Here is a 21850-nt window from a genome sequence, read left to right on the forward strand (position 1 = left end):
GAATGCTTATTAAAGTACCAGCTTCAACAGCTAATTTAGGACCAGGATTTGATTCAATTGGAATGGCTGTTTCATTGTATTTAGAGGTAAAAGTTTTAGGTTTATCAGATCACTTTCAAGTTGATCATGTTATGCCAGACATTTCTCACGATGAGAGTAATTTGATTGTTAAGACGGCCCTGACGGTATATCCAGGGCTAAAACCGCTTCATTTACAAGTAAGAAGTGATATTCCCCTTTCTCATGGCTTGGGCAGCAGTTCGAGTGCCATAGTTGCTGGAATTGAACTTGCTGATCATTTTGGAAAGTTGGGATTGACTGATGATGAAAAAGTGCAAATCGGTGCTGAAATTGAAGGTCATCCAGATAACATTGCTCCAACTATTCTTGGCGGATTAGTAATTGGTACTGAAGTTGAAAAACACTTTGATGCAATTAAGGCTCCGTTGCCTCCATTTTCTTTAGTTGCTTATGTTCCAAGCTATAATTTACCAACAAAAAAAGCTCGTGAGGTCTTGCCCCAAGAGCTGGATTTTAAGACGGCTACTCATGGTTCTGCAATTGCTAATACATTGGTAGCAAGTCTATTTGCTAAGAATTATCAAATAGCTGGAGAGTTAATGGAAAAAGATGTTTTTCATGAAAATTATCGTGAGAAATTAGTACCAGAACTTTCTAAAGTAAGAGATGTGGCGCACCAAAAACATGCTTTGACAACTTATCTTAGTGGTGCAGGTTCAACAGTGATGACCTGGGTGGCGGATGAGCATGTCAATGGCTTTTTGTCTGGGCTTCGAAAGCATGATCTAAGAGATAAAACTCTTGTTTTACATCCTGATCCTCATGGTGTGCAAATAATTGAATAAAATAAAAAATAACCTTGATTTTTCAAGGTTATTTTTGTTAGACATCAAAAGTTTCAGTAAAACTGTCACCGTCGATAAGCATCCGCTTTGCATTGACAGCGTACCAATATGGCATTATTTCAGTATTATCTTCTATTTCTGGTTCATAATCTGCTAAGGCTAAGATCTTATCAAGATCCTTTTTCTTAATATTAGGGTAGAGGTTAAGAAATGCAGATTCAGTGATGCCGTCTTGTTTGAAACCACTGGAAGAATAGTTTTCTTTAAAAATATCTTTAAAATCAGATAGATCGTAACGAGGTTTAAAATCTTCATCGAAATATTTTATTTCAATATTTTCTATTTCCATGAAGGCACCAAGTTGATTGGCCATATGAGGTAGTTTATTTGCTAATTGTTCAACTGTGTAGCCATTTTTTGTATCGGTTGCTTTTTGCTTATGTTGTTTTAGCCAGCTTTCTCTAATATCATGGGCATCATCACGTTGAGTAATAATGTCTTTTACCTTTTTAATTGTGGCTTCATGGTGGTTAACTGCTTTTTGCCATTCAAGCCGGTTGGAATACATTTGCCGATATCTAACAGGGTAGGGATGATTAATTGTATTAAAAATAAAATTCAATTTGTCGGTGGAGTATGAATCGAGTTCGTCTTCCCGCCATATTAATTCATAATAAGAACTCATTAAAGTCACCTTTCTTTTGTTTCTATTATACAGTTAGATTTTTGCGTATAAAAAATTAATTAGATATGTAAGCATAAATGATTCGAATTATTATATCTTGTGTTAAAGTAACTTTAATTTATAGAAGACCGGAAAAATGCCGGAAATTTTATTGAAAAAAGGAGAATATGAGAGAATGACAGAGAATAACAAACAAGCTAAAAGCACTGATACCAAGGCAAAAGCCCATTATGATACGGCTATTTTTGCTGGCGGTTGTTTTTGGTGTATGGTAGAACCATTTGATACAGTTGATGGAGTCGAAAAAGTGGTTTCTGGTTATACTGGTGGTCATGTTGCTAATCCAACTTATGAGCAAGTATGCACTGGTACAACAGGCCATACTGAGGCAGTTAAAATTACATATGATCCCAGCAAGATTTCTTATGAAAAACTACTAGATTATTACTGGCAAGTAACTGATCCAACAGATGCAATGGGACAGTTTCAAGATCGTGGTGATAATTACCGTCCAGTAATCTTCTATAATTCAGAAATGCAAAAAGAAGCTGCAGAAGAGTCTAAACAAAGACTAGCAGATAGCGGTTTCTTTGATAAACCAATTGTCACCCAAATTGAAAAAGATAAACCATTTTATCCAGCAGAAGAATATCATCAAAACTTTTATAAAAAGAATCCTGAACGTTATGCTTTAGAAGAAGCAGGTGGTCGTGCAGATTACATAAAAAAGCACTGGAACAAGTAGTTTTTAGGTTGGTCCTAGCTTCAAATTTTGTTAAACTTAATATGCTCAATTAAATAAAATAATATATTTGATTTAAGGATTGACATAAAATATGGATCAATTAGACAAATTCAACAGGCGATATAACTTTATTTCAAAGTTATCTGCAGCTTTTTTCTATTCTATCGCGGTAGCCATTGCCTTAAACTTTTTCTGGACTCCAGGACATATGTACTCATCCGGAATTACTGGTTTTGCGCAACTAGTCAACACCGTTAGTGAACGATATTTACCTTTTACTTTGTCCACATCATTTATGTATTTTGCCTTGAACTTTCCATTGTTCATTTTGGCTTGGTGCAAGATAGGACATAAATTCACTTTCTTTACTATTATTGCAGTTGCTCTTGGTTCCGTGATGATGCACTTAATTCAGCCACTACAAATGCATTTGGATCCTGTGGTTTGCGCAATTTTCGGTGCTTCGATCAACGGAATTGGTACCGGATTAGCACTTAAGAATGGGATTTCAACAGGTGGGCTTGATATTATTGGAATTGTAATTCGTCAAAAAACCGGTATTAGTTATGGTAAGTTTAATATCTTTATTAATTTAATTATCATTGCTGCGGCTGGTTTTATGTTTGGCTGGACACGTGCTTTATACTCAGCTTTGACTATTTTTATTAATGGTCGAGTAATTGATGCGGTTTATACTCAACACCAAAAAATGCAGGTAATGATTGTTACTCAACATCCTCAACATATTATTGATGGTATTCAAAACCGGATGCATCGTGGTATTACTATTCTTCATGATGCGGAAGGTGCTTACAGTCATATTGAAAAGACTGTTTTAATCACTATTATCGATCGTTATGACATGTATGATATTCGTCAGATTGTTCAACATGCTGATCCATATGCATTTATGAGTATAAGTGAAGTTGAAAAAGTATATGGCCGATTTAAAGAACAAGAAATTGTGTAAAAAGAAAAAGCTTGAAGTTCTTGAAACTTCAAGCTTTCTTATTTGTTTAGATTTTTATTTCCTATAATGTTTCTTAATTACACTGATTGGATTAAGCCAAGTACCATTATTTACGTTCCAGTTGTTGCAAGGAAAGCCATGCTTGTTAATGTACTTTTTAGTGGTTTTGGTTAAACCTAAATGAAGGTGAGAACCAGTTAATTTGCCAATCTTTTGACCAGCTTTTACTTTTTGACCAGTTTTTACATATATATCACGTTTCTTGGTAAAACCTTCCTGGTAGATTTCTACATATTTATCAGGACTGATTATCCAAATGAACCAGCCTAATCCGTTAGCATAACCCACTTTTTTTACAGTACCTGGATGAATTGCATAAACGGGTGAATAACCAACTTCTGAGTGACCAAAGTCCCAACCATCGTGAAAGTATGAAGGTGGGTTAACTGAACGCAAGTAGTTAGTCATTCCAAATACTTGAGCGTTAAACATAGGACGTACACCATATTTTTCACAAGCCTTAAATGGATAAGTCCATTTATAAGTCTTTTTAGTGGTGTCTTTGTTAGCATCAACTGTGTCAGTTATATTAGTTATAGGATTACTATCAATCGTATCAGCTGAAGCAACAGTTGACATGCTTACACTTGAACCCAATAAAACTGCACCTAATAAAGTAATAATTTGTTTACGAAATTTCATCTATTATAAAACCAGGACGTTCCTGATTTTTTCTCCTTTCTATAAGTGACCTAGACCATTGTAACGCAGTAATTTTATGTAACCGTTACAAAATTGTTGCCACTAACTAAAAGATAGAAAAAAGACTGAAACTTTAGTCTCAGTCTTTTAAATATTAAATATAATTATTTATTACTTAGCGTAGTCGTCAATACCCAAGTGTTCCAAAATTAGAGCAGCAGTTTCTTCAATTGAACGGTGGGCTACATTAATTACGTAGCATCCCAACTTCTTGTATAAAGCTTGTGCTGACTCAAGTTCCTTGTTGATTGAATCCATGTTTGAATAGGTCGTATCTGGGTTAAGACCGTAGGCAATCATTCTTTGACGTCTAATTTCATTTAAAACAGATGGGTCATTAGTCAAACCGATAATCTTCTTTGGATCAATTTCGTAAATTTCTTTTGGAATATGAGTTTCAGGAACCAGTGGTAAGTTAGCAACCTTCAAATTCTTATTTGCCAAGAATAATGAAAGTGGAGTCTTAGAAGTTCTAGAAACACCAAGTAAAACTACGTCAGCTTCTAGGAATCCTTTTGGATCTTTACCATCATCATACATTACAGCGAATTCCATTGCAGAAATTCTATCGAAGTACTTCTGATTCAAACTGTGCTGTGCACCAATCTTTTGGTCTGGCTTCATGTGAGTAGTTTGTTGAATGGCTTCAACTACAGGAGAAAAGATGTCAACACACTGAATATTATGTTCACGTGCAAATTTGATAACTGGCATTTGCATTTCATCTTTTACTAAACTATAGATGATAACCGAATTTGGATACTTTTGAATTTCTTCTAAGACTTCATCCAATTTTTGTTGATTAGTAATAAATGGGTAACGACGATAATTAATTTTGGCATTTGGAAATTCAGCAGCGGCTGCAGTGGCGTTGCTAAATGCGGTATCACCAGCGGCATCTGAAATAATGATGATATTTAATTCATTTTGATCTTTTGTTTCTGCCATATTAGCACCTCTTTCTGAAATAATTATACTATTAATGAAAGCGGATTAACAAGGAAATTCAAGCGATAAACTTTTTCAAAAAATATTTATAAATTGGTATTGACCCTAAAGATTTGTTTGGTATAATTTAAGTAAATGTATGGCGTAACGCCAAGAAATGGAAGGAGGGATCACACATGGCTAAGACAATCGTTCACGAAAACGAGTCTATTGATGATGCTCTTCGTCGTTTCAAGCGTTCCGTTTCTAGAAGTGGTACCTTACAAGAATACCGCAAGCGCGAATTCTACGAAAAACCAAGTGTTCGTAGAAAGCTTAAGTCAGAAGCTGCTCGTAAGCGTAGACATTATTAATAATTTTTGGAAAAGCTCACCCGGGATTGGGTGAGCTTTTTGTTTTACATAAAAGCACTATTCATATTATAGATTATGTTAAATAAATAGATAACAGATTTATTTTCGTTAGACATTTAGTTTGTTATAATATTATTGGGTTTTTAATAGAAAGAAGGAATTATTAAATTGAGTTTGTCAGAGAAAATTATGACTGATATGAAAACAGCCATGAAGAATCACGACAAAACTACTCTTAATACTGTTCGAATGATTAAGTCTGCATTGATGAACGAAAAAATCAAATTAGGACATGATTTGAATTCGGATGAAGAATTAACTGTTCTTAATCGTGAGAAAAAGCAAAGAGAAGAATCAATCGAAGAATTTGCAAAAGCAAAGCGCGATGACTTAGTTGAAGAAACTAAGAAAGAATTAGCAGTAGTTGAGAAGTATTTGCCTAAACAAATGAGCAAAGATGAATTGGAAGCTGCTGTTAAAGAAACGATTGATGAAGTTGGCGCTAAAGGCAAGTCCGATTTTGGTAAAGTCATGAAGTCTTTAATGCCTAAAATCAAGGGACGTGCTGATGGTAAAGCTGCTTCACAAGCAGTTCGTGATCAGCTGAATTAGTTATAAACAAGAAGGAGCGGATCTTTTTGGCTCAAACAACTTTTACACCTCAAAAACCAGAGAATATTCAAAAATTAGTTGGAGTTAATGATGGGAATCTAAAGCTTCTTTCTGAAGGTTATGATTTATCTGTGTCAGATACCGGTAATGAAATTGTCATTACAGGTGATGATGAGGCAAATATCAAAAAAGTTATTGCTGTTCTAAAAGCATTAGACAGTGTTGTGAATACCGGCGTTAACGTTGGCGCGCCCGACACGGTCAGCGCGATGAAGATGGCTGATAAGGGTACAACCGAATATTTTGCAGACTTATATAAGAAAGTTTTAATTCGGGATGCTAAAGGTAGACCGATTAGAGTTAAAAATATGGGTCAAAAGCGTTATGTTGAAGCTATTGATAAATCTGACGTTGTTTTTGGAATAGGACCAGCGGGAACTGGTAAGACTTTTTTGGCAGTTGTTTGTGCAATTGCAGCCTTTAAAAAGGGAGAGGTTTCTCGGATCATCTTAACAAGACCGGCTGTTGAAGCTGGTGAATCACTTGGATTTTTGCCTGGTGATTTGAAGGAAAAAGTTGATCCATATTTGAGACCAATTTATGATTCTTTGTACGCTATTCTTGGTAATAATACGACTGACCGCTTAATGGAACGTGGCGTAATTGAAGTTGCTCCGCTAGCTTATATGCGTGGGCGTACGCTTGATGATGCCTTTGTAATTCTTGACGAAGCCCAAAATACTACTGATGCACAAATGAAGATGTTTTTGACACGTCTTGGGTTTAATTCCAAGATGGTTGTAAACGGAGATATGACTCAAGTCGATTTACCGGGACGACAGCATAGCGGTTTAATCGACGCAAAGCACATATTGAAGAATATTGACCAAATCAAATTCATCAACTTTTCTGCAAATGACGTTGTTCGTCACCCTGTAGTTGCTAAAATTATTACTGCTTATGAAAAAGAGGACATTAAACATTAAAAATGGATCCAATTGATATTACATATAATGATGAAGTTGGCTTTTTAGATGATAAAAAGCGTGACTGGCAGGACTGGATTATGAAGCTCTTACTTTTAGCTAAAAAGGAAATAGGCAAGACTAATAACTTAGAAATGAGTATTAATTTTGTTGACGAAGATCGTAGTCATGAGATTAATTTGAAATATCGTGACAAAGATCGTCCAACTGATGTGATTTCTTTTGCAATTGAAGATGGTGAGGATTCAATTGACTTAGCTGCCTTTGAGGATGATCCAGATTTTCAAGAGGATATCGGGGATCTATTTATGTGTCCGAGTGTTATTAAGCGTCATAGTAAAGAATATGGTACAGGGTTTGATCGAGAATTTGGCTACACAGTTGTTCACGGCTTTTTGCACTTAAATGGCTATGACCACATTAAGCCAGAAGAAGCTAAAGAAATGTTTGGTATTCAGGGAAAGGTGCTAGAAGATTATGGCTTGCCACTTTATCCTGATCAGTTAGATGAAGGCAGAGGTAAATAATGGAAGAAAAAGATTTTAAATCTGGCTTTGTTGCTTTAATTGGTCGTCCTAATGTTGGCAAATCAACTTTAATGAACTACTTAGTTGGTCAAAAAGTGGCGATTACGTCAAATAAGCCTCAGACAACGCGAAATCGTATCTCAGGCATATATACTTCTAATAAAATGCAAGTAGTTTTTGTTGATACACCAGGTATCTTTAAACCTCATTCAAAGCTTGACGATTACATGGATAAAGCTAGTCTTTCAAGTTTAAATGACGTAGATTTGGTTTTATTTATGGTTGAACCTGAGGAAATTGGTAAAGGTGATCAATATATCGCTGACTTGTTAAAGGAAGTAAAAGTTCCTGTATTTTTAGTAATTAATAAGGTTGATCAAATTCATCCTAATAAACTTCTGCCAATCATGGATTCGTATCATAAACTTGAAGGATTTAAAGAGATACTACCGATTTCTGCTACTCAAGGTATTGGTATTGAAGATTTGCTTGGTACAATTAATAAATATTTGCCAGAAGGACCGCAATATTATGGTGCTGATCAGATCACAGATCGTCCAGAATATTTTGTTGTTGCTGAACTTATTCGTGAACAGATCTTAGTTCTTACTTCACAAGAAGTACCGCACGCTACCGCGGTTGCAGTAGATCACATGAATAAGCATGAAAGAGGCAAATTGGTCATTGAAGCAACTATTTATGTTGAAAAAGATGGACAAAAGGGCATTATCATAGGTAAAGGTGGTAAGATGCTCAAGCAAATTGGTATAAATTCTCGCAAAGAAATTGAAAATTTATTGGGAGAAAAAGTCAATTTGCGTCTCTGGGTTAAGGTTCAATATAACTGGCGCTCAGATCCAGGCTTTTTGAAGCAAATTGGGTATGATAAAAAGGAACTCAGTTAAATGGTACGTGAACTTAAAGAAGTTCAGGGTATTATTTTCAAAAGACAAAAATATAAAGAAGCAGATTTATTAGCTAAAATTATGACTAAACAAGATGGTATTATTACTTTAATTGTGAAAGGTGCTTTAAGACCGAAATCACGATTAAGTGCGGCCACGTTGAATTTTTCAACAGGTACTTATATCATCTATACTAGTGGTCATGGTTTAAGCAATCTGCGTACGTATAAAGAAGTAAAGCAATTCGATGGTCTTTATCATGATTTGACCAAGAACGCTTATGCTTCTTTTATTTTTGACTTAATTGACCATGCTTTTGTTGAATATCAGCCGATTGGTAAATATTACAACTTGGCTCTTTTTGCCCTGAACAAGATTGACAAAGGCGTAGATAGTGAAATGATTACCCAAATTGTACAAATGAAAATGTTAAGTGCTTATGGCGTAGAACCGGAGTTACGGCATTGTGTAATTTGTGGTAAGGAAAAAGGTGTTTTTGATTATTCAATTAAATTAGGCGGTATTGTGTGCAGTGATCATTTTGGTGTAGTTAATAGTCGCATGCATTTAAAACCTAAAGAAACCGCTGTATTGAGAACAATTGCTTTATTACCGATTGATCGACTTGGAACAATATCCATCAATGAAGAAACAAAAAAAGCTACACGCAAAGCAATTGATCGTATTTATAGAGAAACAATTGATTTGAATTTAAAAACTAAAAAGTTTTTGGATGAATTAAAGCTATTTTAGTCAGTTAAAAATATGGTTAATCCCTGATTCATGTGTTAAAATAAAAACGTACGTGGCAATAATGAGGATTAGAAAAGTACTAGTTCAGCGAATGCCGTTTGGTGAGAGGGCATCTAGGAAAAGGCACCTCTAGCCATGTCCAATTAAGTGCAGGAAGAAGACTTCCTGAATTAGGGTGGAACCGCGATATATTTCGTCCCTATGCAAAATTTTGCATAGGCTTTTTTTATGGCCTAGCGCAGGAGGAGAATTAAGGAAAATGGCAGATAAGAAATTAAATATTCAAAATATGATCTTTAAGCTGGAACAATTCTGGTCCTCCAAAGGTTGTATGATTATGCCTTCATACGATGTTGAAAAAGGTGCAGGTACGATGAGTCCTTACACTTTTCTTCGTGCAGTTGGTCCCGAACCATGGGCAGCTTGCTATGTAGAGCCTTCAAGAAGACCTGCAGATGGTCGTTATGGTGAAAACCCTAACCGGTTATTCCAACACCATCAATTCCAAGTTGTTATTAAACCAGCTCCAAAAGATATTCAACAATATTACTTAGACAGTTTGAAGGTTTTAGGCATTGATCCTTTGGAACATGATATTCGTTTCGTGGAAGATAACTGGGCTAACCCATCAATGGGTTGTGCCGGTGTTGGTTGGGAAGTATGGCTTGATGGAATGGAAGTTAGTCAGTTTACATACTTCCAAGTAGTTGGTGAATTAGACGTTAAGCCAACTATGAGTGAAATTACTTACGGTGTTGAAAGATTAGCTTCATATATTCAAGATGTCAACTCAGTGTTTGATCTTGAATGGGGAAATGGCGTTCTTTATCGCGATATTTTCAAACAACCAGAGTATGAACATTCTAAGTATGCGTTTGAAGAATCTGATCAAGATCAATTACTTAAATTCTTTGATGTTTATGAATCAACTGCTAAACGTCTTCTGGGCCAAAACTTGGTACACCCAGCATATGATTACATTTTGAAATGCTCACATACTTTCAACTTGCTTGATGCTTGTGGAGCAGTTTCAGTAACTGAACGTGCTGGATATCTATCAAGAATTAGAAGTTTAGCTCATGAAGTTGCTGTTAAATTTGTTGAAGAACGTGAAAAACGTGGCTTCCCATTGCTTAAAAGTGCAGAAGACAAGAAAGCGGGGGTAGAAAATGGCTAAAGATTATTTATTTGAAATTGGTACTGAAGAAATGCCAGCTCACGTGGTACCACGCAGTGTTAAGCAATTAGCTGACAGAACTAAGAAGTTTTTGAAAGAAAATGGCTTAAAGTTTAAAGATATCAAGACTTTTTCAACTCCACGTCGTTTGACCATTCTTGTTGAAGACTTAGCTGAGAAACAAGACGATATTGATGAAGTAAAGAAGGGCCCAGCTAAGAAAATTGCTCAAGATAAAGATGGTAATTGGACTAAGGCTGCTCAAGGCTTTGCACGTGGTCAAGGCATGACTACTGATGACATTTACTTTAAAGAACTAAAGGGTACAGAATATGCCTATGTTCATGTTCAAAAAGAGGGTAAAAAAGCTAGCGATATTTTGATGGGCATGAGCGATATTATTAAAGATATGACTTTCCCAACTAAGATGCGTTGGGATTCAAACGATTTTGAATTCGTACGTCCAATTCACTGGCTTGTGTCTTTATTTGGTAGTGATGTAATTCCCGTTAAGATTTTGGATATTACTGCAGGTCGTAAGACTGAAGGTCATCGTTTCTTAGGTGATTCAGTTGTGTTAGCTAATGCAGATGATTATGAAGATGCATTGAAAGATCAATACGTCATTGCTAACGCTGAAGAGCGTAAGGACATGATTGTTAACCAAATGAATGAATTGGTTAAGAAGAATCATTGGCAAGTTAAGCCAGATCGTGACTTGCTTGAAGAAGTTACTTATTTGGTTGAATATCCAACTGTCTTTGCTGGTTCGTTTGATAAAAAGTATTTAAACATTCCAGATGAAGTATTAATTACTTCCATGAAGGATAACCAAAGATACTTTGAAGTTTATGATGAAGATGGCAATTTGATCAATCACTTTATTGCTGTTCGTAATGGTAATAAAGATTATCTTGATAATGTTATTTCTGGTAATGAAAAAGTTTTGGTTGCTCGTTTGGATGATGCCCAATTCTTCTATGATGAAGATCGTAAGTATCCACTCAGTCACTTTGTTGATCGCCTTAAGGATGTTTCATTCCACGATAAGATTGGTTCAATGGCTGAAAAGATGCAACGTGTACGCTTGATTGGTGATTATCTTGCAAAGCGTTGGAACTTGCCAGATAACGTTGTTAAAGATTTTGATCGTGCTAGTGAGCTTTACAAGTTTGACTTAGTTACTCAAATGGTCGGCGAATTTGCTGAACTTCAAGGTGTAATGGGGATGCATTATGCTCGTCTTGCTGGTGAAAATGAAGAAGTTTCAGTGGCTATTAAGGAACATTACATGCCAACAACTGCTGAAGGTCCACTTCCAGAAACTACAGTTGGTTCATTGTTATCAATTGCAGATAAGATTGATACTATCGTAACATTCTTTGGTGCAGGCATGATTCCTACCTCATCAAATGACCCATACGCTCTTCGTCGTTATGCATATGGTATTGTTAGAATTTTGCTTAATGAAAAGTGGTCACTTCCATTTAATGAAGTATTGCCTGAAATCATTAGTATGCTTAATGGTGTAACTCCAGCTAAGTTACCTAAGGGTGATGCCGATCAAGAAATTGCTGACTTTATTCGTGATCGTGTAAAGCAATACTTACAAAAGAATAAATTTAAGTACGATATTGTTGATGCAGTTCTTGCTTCAAGTCAACAAGATCCAAGTCAAGTTTTAGCAGCAGCTAATGTATTGCAACTTCATCATGATGATGAAGAATTCAAGCCAGTTGTTGAAAGTTTGACTAGAATTGACAATATTTTGAAGAAAGCTAAGTTTAAGGGCAACGTTGATGTTGATGAAAGTTTGTTTGATGATAACAGCGAAAAGGAACTCTATGTCGGTGTCCAAAACTTGCAAGATGTTGAAAGCTTAGCTGATCTTTACCAAGGTTTTGTTCAACTTCAACCAGTGATTGACCAATACTTCGACACTAATATGATTATGGCTAAGAATGAAAAGGTTAAGAATAATCGTTTAGCACAATTGTATGCTGTAAGTGAATTAGCTGATCGCTTAGGTGATTTAAGCAAGTTGGTTATTAAATAAAGATTTAGATAGAAAAGGTGATTCATGTGGCTGGACGAATTCCAGAAGAATTCATCAGTGAGGTCCGCAATAATGTGAATATTGTAGATGTCATTAGCCAATACGTATCACTTGAAAAGAAAGGCAAAGACTATATTGGTCTTTGCCCTTTTCATCAAGAAAAAACACCATCTTTTACAGTTAATGAGGAAAAACAATTCTTTAAGTGTTTTGGCTGTGGTAAAGGCGGTAATGTATTTAAATTCTTGATGTATAAAGACAATTTGACTTTCCCTGAAAGTGTTGAGCGTGTTGCTGAATTTGCTCATATTCCCATGCCAACGGGATATGGTAAAGGTAGTGCTCCTAAACTTAGTCCGATTATGCGAATGCATCAGGATGCAACAGAATTTTATCATCGAGTATTGCTTACAACTAAAGCCGGTGAGCGAGGAATGCAATACGCTAAAAAGAGAGAGTTAGATCATGATACGCTTGAACATTTTAAGATTGGTTATGCTCCTAAACAAGATAATGTGCTAATTACATATCTTCGTGGTAAAGGATATCAGGATGATGACCTAGCTAAAAGTGGCCTGTTTGTTCAAAGTAAAGATGGAAGATTATTCGATCGTTTTCGTGATCGATTGATGTTTCCACTAGATAACGAGAACGGTAAGACTATAGGTTTTTCAGGGAGACGAATTTCCAATGATAAAACCGAAGCTAAGTATATGAATAGCCCTGAAACTGAAATCTTTACTAAATCTAAGGTACTGTTTCATTTTGCGGAAGCAAAAAGGGCAGCCAGAAGTGAAGGACATTTGATTCTTTATGAAGGCTACATGGATGTAATAGCAGCTTATAAAGCTGGCGTAAAATCTGGTATTGCTTCGATGGGGACTAGTTTAACAGATGATCAGATCTATATGTTAAGACGAGTTACACCAAATATTATTGTCAACTATGATGGCGATGATCCAGGAGTTCATGCAGAAGAACGGGCTGCACGAATGTTTAATAAAGATGGCAATTTTAATTTAGGTATTGTCGTTTTACCAGAGAAGCTTGATCCGGATGAATATGTTAGAAAATATGGTGCTGAAAAATATCGCGAAGAAGTAAAAGGTGCTTTAACACCAACTGACTTTTTTCTTAAACGATTAGCACAAAAGTATAACTTGGATAATGATCGTGAAAAGATTACTTATCTTAATGAGGCAATTAAAGAAATTAGCCAAGTTAGGAATCCTGTTGAACAGGATATGTATGTTGAAAAACTAGCACGTTCAGCTGGTGTTTCTATTGAGTCATTAAAGGCAAATTTAGCTAGGGAAAGACGTAAGAACAATCGTGCTCGCAGTCATATGCGTCAGTATAGGGATTATTCTGTTCCCACTGATACATCGATCCCTGAATCTGCACCTATAACGGAAGAGGTGCCGCAACAGACTGAAGCACAACAACATCCATGTCAAACGAGATTGCTCTATTTATTTATTCATGCAGCTCAAGCTCAAAAATATCTTTTGGAGGGGCATTTTCATTTTCCGGATAAAGATTTTGAATCTCTGGCTAATTTATGGATAAAATATCAAGAAACACATGATAATCCACAAATTGATGGTTTCTTAGATTTTATTCCTGAGCAACTTCAAGGTATAATAGTAGATGCTGAACTAGCAGAAATGCCAAAAGATTTCACAATTCAAGAGGTTGATGAGTATGTGCAATCTTTACAAAAGCGCAGCATTTATTCCCGGCTGAATGAGCTCAAAAATCAATTACAGGATGCTAAGCGCAAACAAGATGTACAAGAAATATTAAAGATTACTCAAGAGATTATTGGATTGAAGAGGATCTTAGGTTAATAAGGAGGCTTTTTAGTGGTAGAAAAGAGAACTACACAAAAACTATCTTTGGATAAGATGGTGAAGAAAGTCGTTAAAGACGTAAAAAAAGATAAGTCGATTACTGAAAAAGACTTTACTGCTCGTCTGATTAAGCCTTATAACTTACAAGGTAAGGCTATTGATCAACTGGTACAAGAGTTTGAAGATAATGGTATCAGTATTGTCGATGAAAATGGTGATCCTTCAAAGTTAGCTTTAAAGAAGCAAAAAGATGTTGAAAAAGCTGAATTGAAGGACATGTCTGCTCCGTCAAGTGTTCGAATGAATGATCCGGTTCGGATGTACTTGAAGGAAATAGGTCGTGTGCCTCTTCTTACTGCTGATCAAGAAATTGCTCTTGCTAAAAGAATTGAAGCTGGGGATGAAGAAGCAAAGCAAGAATTAGCTGAAGCTAACCTTCGTTTGGTGGTTTCCATTGCTAAACGTTATGTAGGTCGTGGAATGTCATTCCTTGATTTAATTCAAGAAGGTAATATGGGTCTGATGAAGGCTGTTGATAAATTTGATTATCGTCTTGGATTCAAGTTCTCAACTTATGCAACTTGGTGGATTAGACAGGCTATAACTCGTGCGATTGCCGATCAAGCACGTACAATTAGAATCCCCGTTCACATGGTTGAAACTATTAATAAATTAATTAAAATTCAACGTCAATTGCTTCAAGATTTGGGTCGTGAACCTACCCCAGAAGAAATTGGGGCAGAAATGAATGTGCCTACTAATAAAGTACGTGATATTCTTAAAATTGCTCAAGAACCTGTTTCTTTGGAAACTCCTATCGGTGAAGAGGATGATTCACACTTAGGTGACTTTATTGAGGACAAGGATGCTACTAGTCCCGAACAACATGCATCTTATGAAATGTTGAAGGAACAACTTGAACAAGTTCTTGAAACTTTGACTGACCGTGAAGAAAATGTTTTACGTTTGCGTTTTGGCCTTGATGATGGCCGTACTCGTACTTTGGAAGAAGTAGGTAAGGTATTTGGTGTAACTCGTGAACGTATTCGTCAGATTGAAGCCAAAGCTTTACGTAAGCTTCGTCATCCAAGTCGTTCAAATCAATTAAAAGACTTTATGGATTAACATTTAATACTAAGTAAAAGCAGAAAGTCATATTTGTTGAAAAACAAATATGACTTTTTCTTTATTTTGGTATTCAAGGATTTATAATCTTAAAACTGAGATATATGATAAAATGTATGAAAACTAAAGAGAAATAGAAAAATGAAAAGTCTAACACAGAAAAATAAATTATTACTAGGATATCTCATTTCTGGTTTTGGTGATCAGTTTTATACCTTTGCTATTCCACTTTTAATGTTATCTCGTTCTCATTCTGCCGTAATTATGGGATTATTGACGGCTATGGAGTATCTTCCTACTGCTATATTTGGGTTTGTCATTGGTTCTTTATTTGACACGTATTCTCGAAAAAGAATAATGTTAATTTCACTTCTAATGCAGGTACTATTAGTACTGGCAATTCCGTTTTTGATTCAGTTTACAGCTCCAATTTGGTTAATCTTAATAATTATTTTTATATTGGGTACATTTGATCTAATCACTTGGACTGGTTATCAAATTTTTATCGCTGAATCTGTAATTACTGAGGAATTACCAACTGTTTCTGGTCAGGTAGGATTAATTTCTTCCATTCAAAAGACTTTTGGCCCAGGGATTGCCGCTATTGTGTTGAATTTTATGCATTATATTGGTGGTTTTATTCTTGATGCATTAAGTTATCTTAGTCTTATTTGGACTATTAAAGATTATAAGCCGGAATCTTCTAAGGGCGGTGATCGTTCCCAAAAAGGCAATTTGAAAAAACATGTCGGTTTTCACTTTTTAATGGCTAATCATGATCTCAAATGGCTAATTGTCAGTTTTTTTGTCGCTAATATCGGCTTCCAAGTTGTTGTACCCATGCTAACTTTCCTGTTGAAACAAACTATGCATGTTTCCGTTAGCTTAATAGGGATATTTTTTACTATTTCGTCAGTAGCTAGCATTTTAGGCAATTTTGTCTATTTACACTTCGGAAAAAAGTTAAAACTTGGTTTTCAATTAGTTCTTATAGGTCTGTTAATAATGTGTGGTTTTGCCATGATGTTATTTCTAAATTCTTTCATATTGGTAACTGTTGGATATGCTATTGTTTCCTTTGGTAGCGTATGGGCTCAAGCTAATTTCTTTACTATTATGCAAGCTAAAACCCCTTCAAAATATAAAGGGACAGTTACCTCTATATCGACTACGTTAACAAGGATTGCTGGACCAATTATGGCTTTGGCAAGTGGCTATCTGACAAAAATAGAGGCACATATTGTTCTTATTGTTGCAATCATATGCTTGATTTTGTCTGTGATAATAACATGTAGTGCTGGTTTGAATCGTCTTAGTAAATTAGAAAATTTCAATTAATATATAATCGAAGAAGTTTTCAAAAATAAGCCTTGGATAAGAAAATATCCAGGGCTTTTTGTTTTAAAAATAACTTGCAAAATGTAAGTTATAGTTTATAATCTGTACTAATAAAAAGTAAGTATTCTTTAGAGGAGTAAATTATGGATTTAGGTTTAACAGGAAAGAAAGCACTCATTACGGGTTCGACAAAAGGAATAGGGAAGGCAATTGCCATTGAGATGGCTAGAGAAGGAGCTAACGTTATAATTAATGGGCGTAACGAGAAGACCGTAAATTCAGTTGTGAAAGAAATTAAATCTGCCTTTCCAACTACATCGCCATTAGGAGCAGCCTTTGATATATCATCAGAAGATGGACAGCAGTCTCTTTTTGAACAAATTCCTGAAGTAGATATTTTAGTTAATAATATGGGTATTTTTCAACCGATGAATTACTTTGATATAACTGAAGAAGTTTGGCAGCATTTTATTGATGTTAACTTCTATTCAGGCAATGCATTATCTAAATTCTATCTACCTAAAATGTTAAAACACGATTTTGGTAGAATTATTTTTATTGCTAGTGAAGAAGCGGTTATGCCATCTGGTGAAATGCCACAATATAGTTTAACTAAGACTATGAATTTGTCATTGGCTAAAAGTTTATCCAAATTGACAAAGGCAACTCATGTAACTGTTAATACTATTATGCCTGGTTCAACTTTGACCGAAGGTGTTGAGCAAATGTTGGAGGATATGTATAAAGATTCGGATCTGCCTAGAGACCAATGGGAGAGCGACTTTATGAAAAATCATCGTCCTCTTTCGCAAATCCAAAGATTAATTAGACCAGAAGAAGTGGGGCGTTTTACTGCCTTTGTTGCGAGTCCATATTCTTCATCCTTTTCTGGTGAAGCTTTACGTTTGGATGGTGGATTGGTACCAACTTTATATTAAAATTCAAAAAAGCAAAGAATCACTGCAAAATTGAATTTGCAGTGATTCTTCTATTTTTCGCTTTCTTTACCTTGGGCAATATCATCTTCAATGATTTTCATTGGATTAAGCCAGGTACCGTTGTCTTTCCAATAATATCGACAAGGTACACCGTGTTTGTCGATATAGTTCTTGTCAGTCTTGGTAACACCTAAGTGGATATGTGAGCCGGTTAAACGACCAATTTTTTGTCCCAACTTGATCTTTTGTCCCTTTTTCACATAAATATCTGTGATACTGAGAAAGCCTTCCTGATAGATTTCAACGTAACCATCATCAGAGATAACCCAAACATATAATCCTAAGCCAGGGGCATATTTAACTTTGTGAACTGTTCCTGCATGAACTGCATAAACAATAGAGTGTCCAACTTCGCTGAAACCAAAGTCATATCCATCATGGAAGTAACTTTTACTTGGATAGTATCGTCTGATTACATCTGTTTCACCAAATTTTTGACCTGACTTAAATTTGATTTTCTTCTCGTATAACCGTTTAAAAGGATATCCCCAAGTAACTTTATGAACTTTCTTCTTTTGAGTTTTTTTCTTCTTAACTACACTCGTTTGTGGTCTCGGAGAATTTAGGTTAATGTGCCACAAAGGAATTGAAGCAAAAAAGATAATTGCTATTAATGCGACAGAGAGTGAAATTTTGCTTTCAGTTTTTTTCATTTAAAAGAGTTCATCTCGCTTCCCATCAAGAATATGTTCACTAATTTTTGAATCGAAAAAGACTGGCAGATCATGATCAAAATTATACGCCAATTGGTGCCTTTTTAGTTCTTCTTTAGTCATCCAAGTAAGCGATCCTTCTTTAGATTCTCTAAGATTACCAGAGAATTGTTTGGCAGTATAAAATAGGACTAAATAGCGTTGTTTATTATGATCATAGAATTGTTTTATTCCTACAAGTTTCGGATGTACTATTTTTAAGCCAGTTTCTTCCAAAACTTCTCGAACGACAGAATCGTTGAATGATTCATGTGGCTCAACATGTCCACCAGGGAAAGTTAAACCAGGCCATACTGGATCATTTCGATTTAGTACGAGAATTTTATCCTTATTTTTAATCATACACATGTTAGTTAGAGTTACAGGTTCTGTTCTACTCATATAATTAAAACCCACTTTCTGGGATGATTATAACAAATAGTAGCCAAATAAACCTGATAAATATGCTAAAATTTGATTAAACAAACTCTTGATGGAGGAAAAATGAATTTAAGATTAAATACTTTAGCAAATATGGTAGATTCTGGCAGTAGAGTTGCTGATATTGGAACCGACCATGCTTATTTGCCGATTGAATTAGTTAAAAATGGCAAGATTGATTACGCTATTGCAAGCGATATTGCTAAAGGTCCACTTGATAATGCCAAGACAGATATCGCAGAAGCTGGTCTGAGTGATCAGATTGAAACACGCTTGGGAAGTGGCTTAGAGACAGTTACTCATGCTGATCAGATTGATACTGTCGTTATTGCAGGAATGGGTGGTAAGCTAATGACTGATATATTAGATACTGCCTGGAGTAAGGATTATCATTTTGATACTTTAGTACTTGAACCGAATATTGGTGAGGCAGGCGTCCGTAATTGGTTAATGATGCATAATTATAAGATTATTGCTGAAAAATTGATTGCAGAAGCTGGTCATACTTATGAACTAATTAAGGCAAAGTTGGTAAAAGAAAAGCATGATTTAACTGAGAAGGAAATATTCTTTGGACCTTTTATCTTGAGGGAAAAGAATCCAGTTTTTTATCAGAAATGGCAAGGTCAACTTGTGTATAATCAGAAGCTGCTCCAGAATTTGAATAAGGCTAAGAAAAAGGATGTAAATCGTATTAATGAAGTTAAGCATCATATTCAATTAATTGAGGAAGAGGTAAACGATGACTAAAGTTAAAGATATTGTTGCGCGGTTAAGACAGGATTTTCCTGAGGAGATTGCTTCACAGGGTGATCCAGTAGGGATGCAAATTGGTTCCATGGAGGAAGACGTTACAAAGGTAATGACCACTCTAGATGTTCGGCCTCAAGTGGTTGAAGAAGCAGTTAAAAAAGGTGTTAATTTTATCGTAAGTCATCATCCTGTGATGTTTAGACCAGCTCGTAATTTAGATTTTGCGAATGCTCAAAATGCGATGTATGGCAATATTATCAAGAATCGTATCACTGTTTATTCAATTCATACGAATTCGGATAAAGCTCAAGATGGTTCTGCTGATTGGCAAGCTGAAGAGCTAGGACTAAAGGATGTTGAACCATTTTGCTTAGATGATGATGGTATTGCCATGGGTCGCAAAGGTAAATTGCCTAAAACAATGTCAGCCTATGATTTTGCCTATTATGTAAAAGAAAAAATGGGGATTAAAATGGCTCGATTAATTACGGCTGATAATGAGAAACAAATATCAACTGTAGGTTTCATCTGTGGCGATGGTGGCAAATATTGGACTAGAGCTTTAGATGATAATCTTGATGCCTTCATTACCGGTGATGTTTATTATCATGTTGGTCATGATATGATTTCTTCAGGTTTGACTGTGGTAGATCCAGGTCACTATACAGAGAAATTGTTTAAGTATAAAGTGTATGATCGTTTAAAGAAATGGAATAAAGAAAATAATTGGAATGTCGGCGTAGAATTGTCGGAAGTTTCAACTAATCCATTCCAAGATTTATTTTAGATAAAAGGAGCATTTACAATGGAATATCCAAATCTGTTACCAAGATTTTTAAAGTATGTAAAAGTTAATTCTCGTTCGGATGAACATTCAGATCGCTTTCCTTCAACTGAAAGGGAAGAAAACTTTCAAAAGAATGTCATTATGAAGGATCTTAAAGAATTAGGTTTAAGTGATATTCATTATAATCAAAAAGCAGGTAGCGTTATTGCTGAAATTCCTTCGAACGTTGATTATGATGTGCCAGTAATGGGCTTTTTGGCTCATAGTGATACTGCTGATTTTAATTCTGAAAATGTTAAACCACAGATTCATGAGAATTATGATGGTAAGAGTAAAATTCAATTAGGTGATTCAGAGTTTTATTTGGATCCTAAAGTATTCCCACATTTAAAGAACTATAAGGGTCAAACTATTATTACTGCGTCGGGTGATACATTGCTTGGTGGGGATGACAAGTGTGGTATTTCAGAATTAATGACTTTTGCAGAATATTTAATGAACCATCCTGAAATAAAGCACGGTAAGATCCGCTTGGCATTTACACCAGATGAAGAAATTGGTACGGGTGCTGAACATTTTGATGTTAAAGACTTTGGTGCTGACTTTGCTTTTACAGTTGATGGGGAAGCTCCAGGTAAATTAGATTGGGGTACTTTCTCTGCAGCGCAATTTAGTCTTGATATTCAAGGTGTTAATGTTCACCCTGCCGTAGCCAAGGGTCAAATGATTAATGCTATTCAAGTTGGCATTGATTTCCATAATCAATTACCAGAGCATGATCGTCCTGAGCATACTGAAGGGCGAGAAGGCTTTTTCCATTTAATGAATTTTGATGGTACTGTTGATAATGCTCATCTGGATTATATTATTCGTGACTTTGAACGTGATGGCCTTGAAAAGCGTAAAAATCTAGTAAAGTCAATTGTCGATAAGATGAATGCAGAATTTGGTACTGAACGTATCAAACTTAAAATGTGGGATCAATACTACAACATGGCTGATGAATTAAAGAAGCATATGGATATTGTTGATTTAGCTAGGGATGCTTATAAGGCAGAAGGTCTTGAAATTAATGAAGATCCAGTTCGTGGTGGTACAGATGGCTCACAATTGACTTATATGGGTCTTCCTTGTCCAAATATTTTTGCTGGAGAAGAAAACATGCATGGTCGCTACGAATATACTGTACTTGAATCCATGTATAAAACTGTGGATGTCATGATCAAAATGGCAGAATTAAACGCCGAAAGAGCAAAGTAGTGGAACAATTTTACCCAATTCGAGGTAAAGTATATATCTTTAACTGAAGAATAAATGCTATAAAATCAGTAGGTTAAGCATTATAGTTTTAATTAATACAGTTATACACTAATATAAGCATACAGCGCATAAGAGTTCTAGAAGCTTGAAATTAAAGGCTTCTAGAACTCTTTTTATTAAAACTTATTTTTGAAAGAATTTGTGAAACATGACAAAAAATAATACTTGCAAAAATAATATAGATTGAGTAGTATTATT

The 21850-nt window shown here is 35.4% G+C and carries 23 protein-coding genes; 18 read left to right on the top strand and 5 right to left on the bottom strand.

What is annotated here, in order from left to right; genetic code table 11:
- Positions 1 to 2 precede the first annotated feature (2 nt).
- Positions 3 to 866, top strand: coding sequence for a homoserine kinase (thrB, locus tag FC57_RS01945; protein WP_007126275.1), 864 nt, complete (start codon positions 3 to 5; stop codon positions 864 to 866).
- A 37-nt stretch (positions 867 to 903) separates the two neighbouring features.
- Here the strand turns inward: thrB and FC57_RS01950 are convergent, their stop codons facing one another.
- A complete protein-coding gene (locus tag FC57_RS01950) occupies positions 904 to 1551 on the bottom strand; it encodes a hypothetical protein (protein ID WP_007126274.1) in 648 nt (215 codons plus the stop codon).
- Between the two features lie 175 nt (positions 1552 to 1726).
- Between FC57_RS01950 and msrA the strand changes: the two genes are divergently transcribed.
- Together msrA and FC57_RS01960 are read left to right on the top strand one after the other, a co-directional pair.
- Positions 1727 to 2296, top strand: coding sequence for a peptide-methionine (S)-S-oxide reductase MsrA (msrA, locus tag FC57_RS01955; RefSeq protein WP_040529852.1), 570 nt, complete (start codon positions 1727 to 1729; stop codon positions 2294 to 2296).
- A gap of 91 nt (positions 2297 to 2387) precedes the next feature.
- A complete protein-coding gene (locus FC57_RS01960; RefSeq protein WP_007126272.1) occupies positions 2388 to 3266 on the top strand; it encodes a YitT family protein in 879 nt (292 codons plus the stop codon).
- 54 nt (positions 3267 to 3320) lie between these two features.
- Here the strand turns inward: FC57_RS01960 and FC57_RS01965 are convergent, their stop codons facing one another.
- Positions 3321 to 3968 carry a M23 family metallopeptidase gene (locus FC57_RS01965; protein WP_007126271.1) on the bottom strand — a complete coding sequence of 216 codons (648 nt, stop codon included), beginning with the start codon at positions 3966 to 3968 and terminating at the stop codon, positions 3321 to 3323.
- 171 nt (positions 3969 to 4139) lie between these two features.
- Positions 4140 to 4976: a pyruvate, water dikinase regulatory protein gene (locus tag FC57_RS01970; RefSeq protein ID WP_007126270.1), complete on the bottom strand. Its 837-nt coding sequence runs from the start codon at positions 4974 to 4976 to the stop codon at positions 4140 to 4142.
- A 176-nt stretch (positions 4977 to 5152) separates the two neighbouring features.
- Between FC57_RS01970 and rpsU the strand changes: the two genes are divergently transcribed.
- The 12 genes from rpsU to FC57_RS02030 all read left to right on the top strand — a co-directional run bounded on the left by rpsU (position 5153) and on the right by FC57_RS02030 (position 17599).
- On the top strand, positions 5153 to 5329 hold the full coding sequence (gene rpsU, locus FC57_RS01975; protein ID WP_002880182.1) for a 30S ribosomal protein S21: 177 nt from the start codon (positions 5153 to 5155) through the stop codon (positions 5327 to 5329).
- 168 nt (positions 5330 to 5497) lie between these two features.
- Complete coding sequence (locus FC57_RS01980; protein ID WP_040529707.1) at positions 5498 to 5941, top strand: GatB/YqeY domain-containing protein; 444 nt, start codon at positions 5498 to 5500, stop codon at positions 5939 to 5941.
- Positions 5942 to 5967: 26 nt separating this feature from the next.
- Entirely contained in the window at positions 5968 to 6927 is a 960-nt protein-coding gene (locus FC57_RS01985) for a PhoH family protein (protein WP_007126268.1), read from the top strand.
- A 2-nt stretch (positions 6928 to 6929) separates the two neighbouring features.
- Positions 6930 to 7454, top strand: coding sequence for an rRNA maturation RNase YbeY (gene ybeY / locus FC57_RS01990; RefSeq protein ID WP_007126267.1), 525 nt, complete (start codon positions 6930 to 6932; stop codon positions 7452 to 7454).
- Complete coding sequence (gene era, locus FC57_RS01995) at positions 7454 to 8359, top strand: GTPase Era (protein WP_007126266.1); 906 nt, start codon at positions 7454 to 7456, stop codon at positions 8357 to 8359. The genes ybeY and era overlap by 1 nt, the downstream gene beginning before the upstream one ends.
- Positions 8360 to 9112 carry a DNA repair protein RecO gene (gene recO, locus FC57_RS02000; protein ID WP_007126265.1) on the top strand — a complete coding sequence of 251 codons (753 nt, stop codon included), beginning with the start codon at positions 8360 to 8362 and terminating at the stop codon, positions 9110 to 9112.
- Positions 9113 to 9371: 259 nt separating this feature from the next.
- Positions 9372 to 10289, top strand: coding sequence for a glycine--tRNA ligase subunit alpha (glyQ, locus tag FC57_RS02005; protein ID WP_007126264.1), 918 nt, complete (start codon positions 9372 to 9374; stop codon positions 10287 to 10289).
- Positions 10282 to 12345, top strand: coding sequence for a glycine--tRNA ligase subunit beta (gene glyS, locus FC57_RS02010; protein WP_007126263.1), 2064 nt, complete (start codon positions 10282 to 10284; stop codon positions 12343 to 12345). Before glyQ ends, glyS begins: the two co-directional genes overlap by 8 nt.
- Before the next feature lie 26 nt (positions 12346 to 12371).
- Positions 12372 to 14195, top strand: a complete 1824-nt coding sequence (gene dnaG / locus FC57_RS02015; RefSeq protein ID WP_040529704.1) for a DNA primase — start codon at positions 12372 to 12374, stop codon at positions 14193 to 14195.
- 15 nt (positions 14196 to 14210) lie between these two features.
- Positions 14211 to 15323 (top strand): RNA polymerase sigma factor RpoD, encoded by a 1113-nt coding sequence (rpoD, locus tag FC57_RS02020; protein ID WP_007126261.1) that lies wholly within the window; start codon positions 14211 to 14213, stop codon positions 15321 to 15323.
- Positions 15324 to 15464: 141 nt separating this feature from the next.
- Positions 15465 to 16661, top strand: coding sequence for an MFS transporter (locus FC57_RS02025; RefSeq protein ID WP_007126260.1), 1197 nt, complete (start codon positions 15465 to 15467; stop codon positions 16659 to 16661).
- A gap of 143 nt (positions 16662 to 16804) precedes the next feature.
- Positions 16805 to 17599 carry an SDR family NAD(P)-dependent oxidoreductase gene (locus FC57_RS02030; protein ID WP_007126259.1) on the top strand — a complete coding sequence of 265 codons (795 nt, stop codon included), beginning with the start codon at positions 16805 to 16807 and terminating at the stop codon, positions 17597 to 17599.
- A gap of 50 nt (positions 17600 to 17649) precedes the next feature.
- Here the strand turns inward: FC57_RS02030 and FC57_RS02035 are convergent, their stop codons facing one another.
- Complete coding sequence (locus FC57_RS02035) at positions 17650 to 18312, bottom strand: M23 family metallopeptidase (protein WP_007126258.1); 663 nt, start codon at positions 18310 to 18312, stop codon at positions 17650 to 17652.
- Positions 18313 to 18753 carry an 8-oxo-dGTP diphosphatase gene (locus tag FC57_RS02040; RefSeq protein WP_007126257.1) on the bottom strand — a complete coding sequence of 147 codons (441 nt, stop codon included), beginning with the start codon at positions 18751 to 18753 and terminating at the stop codon, positions 18313 to 18315. It abuts the gene before it with no gap.
- Positions 18754 to 18855: 102 nt separating this feature from the next.
- Here FC57_RS02040 and FC57_RS02045 point away from each other — a divergent pair, with 102 nt between their 5' ends.
- Genes FC57_RS02045 through pepT form a run of 3 tightly spaced genes read left to right on the top strand, consistent with a single transcriptional unit; the run spans position 18856 to position 21592 of the window.
- Positions 18856 to 19542, top strand: coding sequence for a tRNA (adenine(22)-N(1))-methyltransferase (locus tag FC57_RS02045; RefSeq protein WP_040529702.1), 687 nt, complete (start codon positions 18856 to 18858; stop codon positions 19540 to 19542).
- Positions 19535 to 20332 carry a Nif3-like dinuclear metal center hexameric protein gene (locus FC57_RS02050; protein ID WP_007126255.1) on the top strand — a complete coding sequence of 266 codons (798 nt, stop codon included), beginning with the start codon at positions 19535 to 19537 and terminating at the stop codon, positions 20330 to 20332. Before FC57_RS02045 ends, FC57_RS02050 begins: the two co-directional genes overlap by 8 nt.
- An 18-nt stretch (positions 20333 to 20350) precedes the next feature.
- Positions 20351 to 21592, top strand: a complete 1242-nt coding sequence (gene pepT / locus FC57_RS02055; RefSeq protein ID WP_007126254.1) for a peptidase T — start codon at positions 20351 to 20353, stop codon at positions 21590 to 21592.
- Positions 21593 to 21850 lie beyond the last annotated feature (258 nt).

Origin of the sequence: Lactobacillus ultunensis DSM 16047 (assembly GCF_001436305.1) — a bacterium.
GTDB classification, from domain to species: domain Bacteria; phylum Bacillota; class Bacilli; order Lactobacillales; family Lactobacillaceae; genus Lactobacillus; species Lactobacillus ultunensis.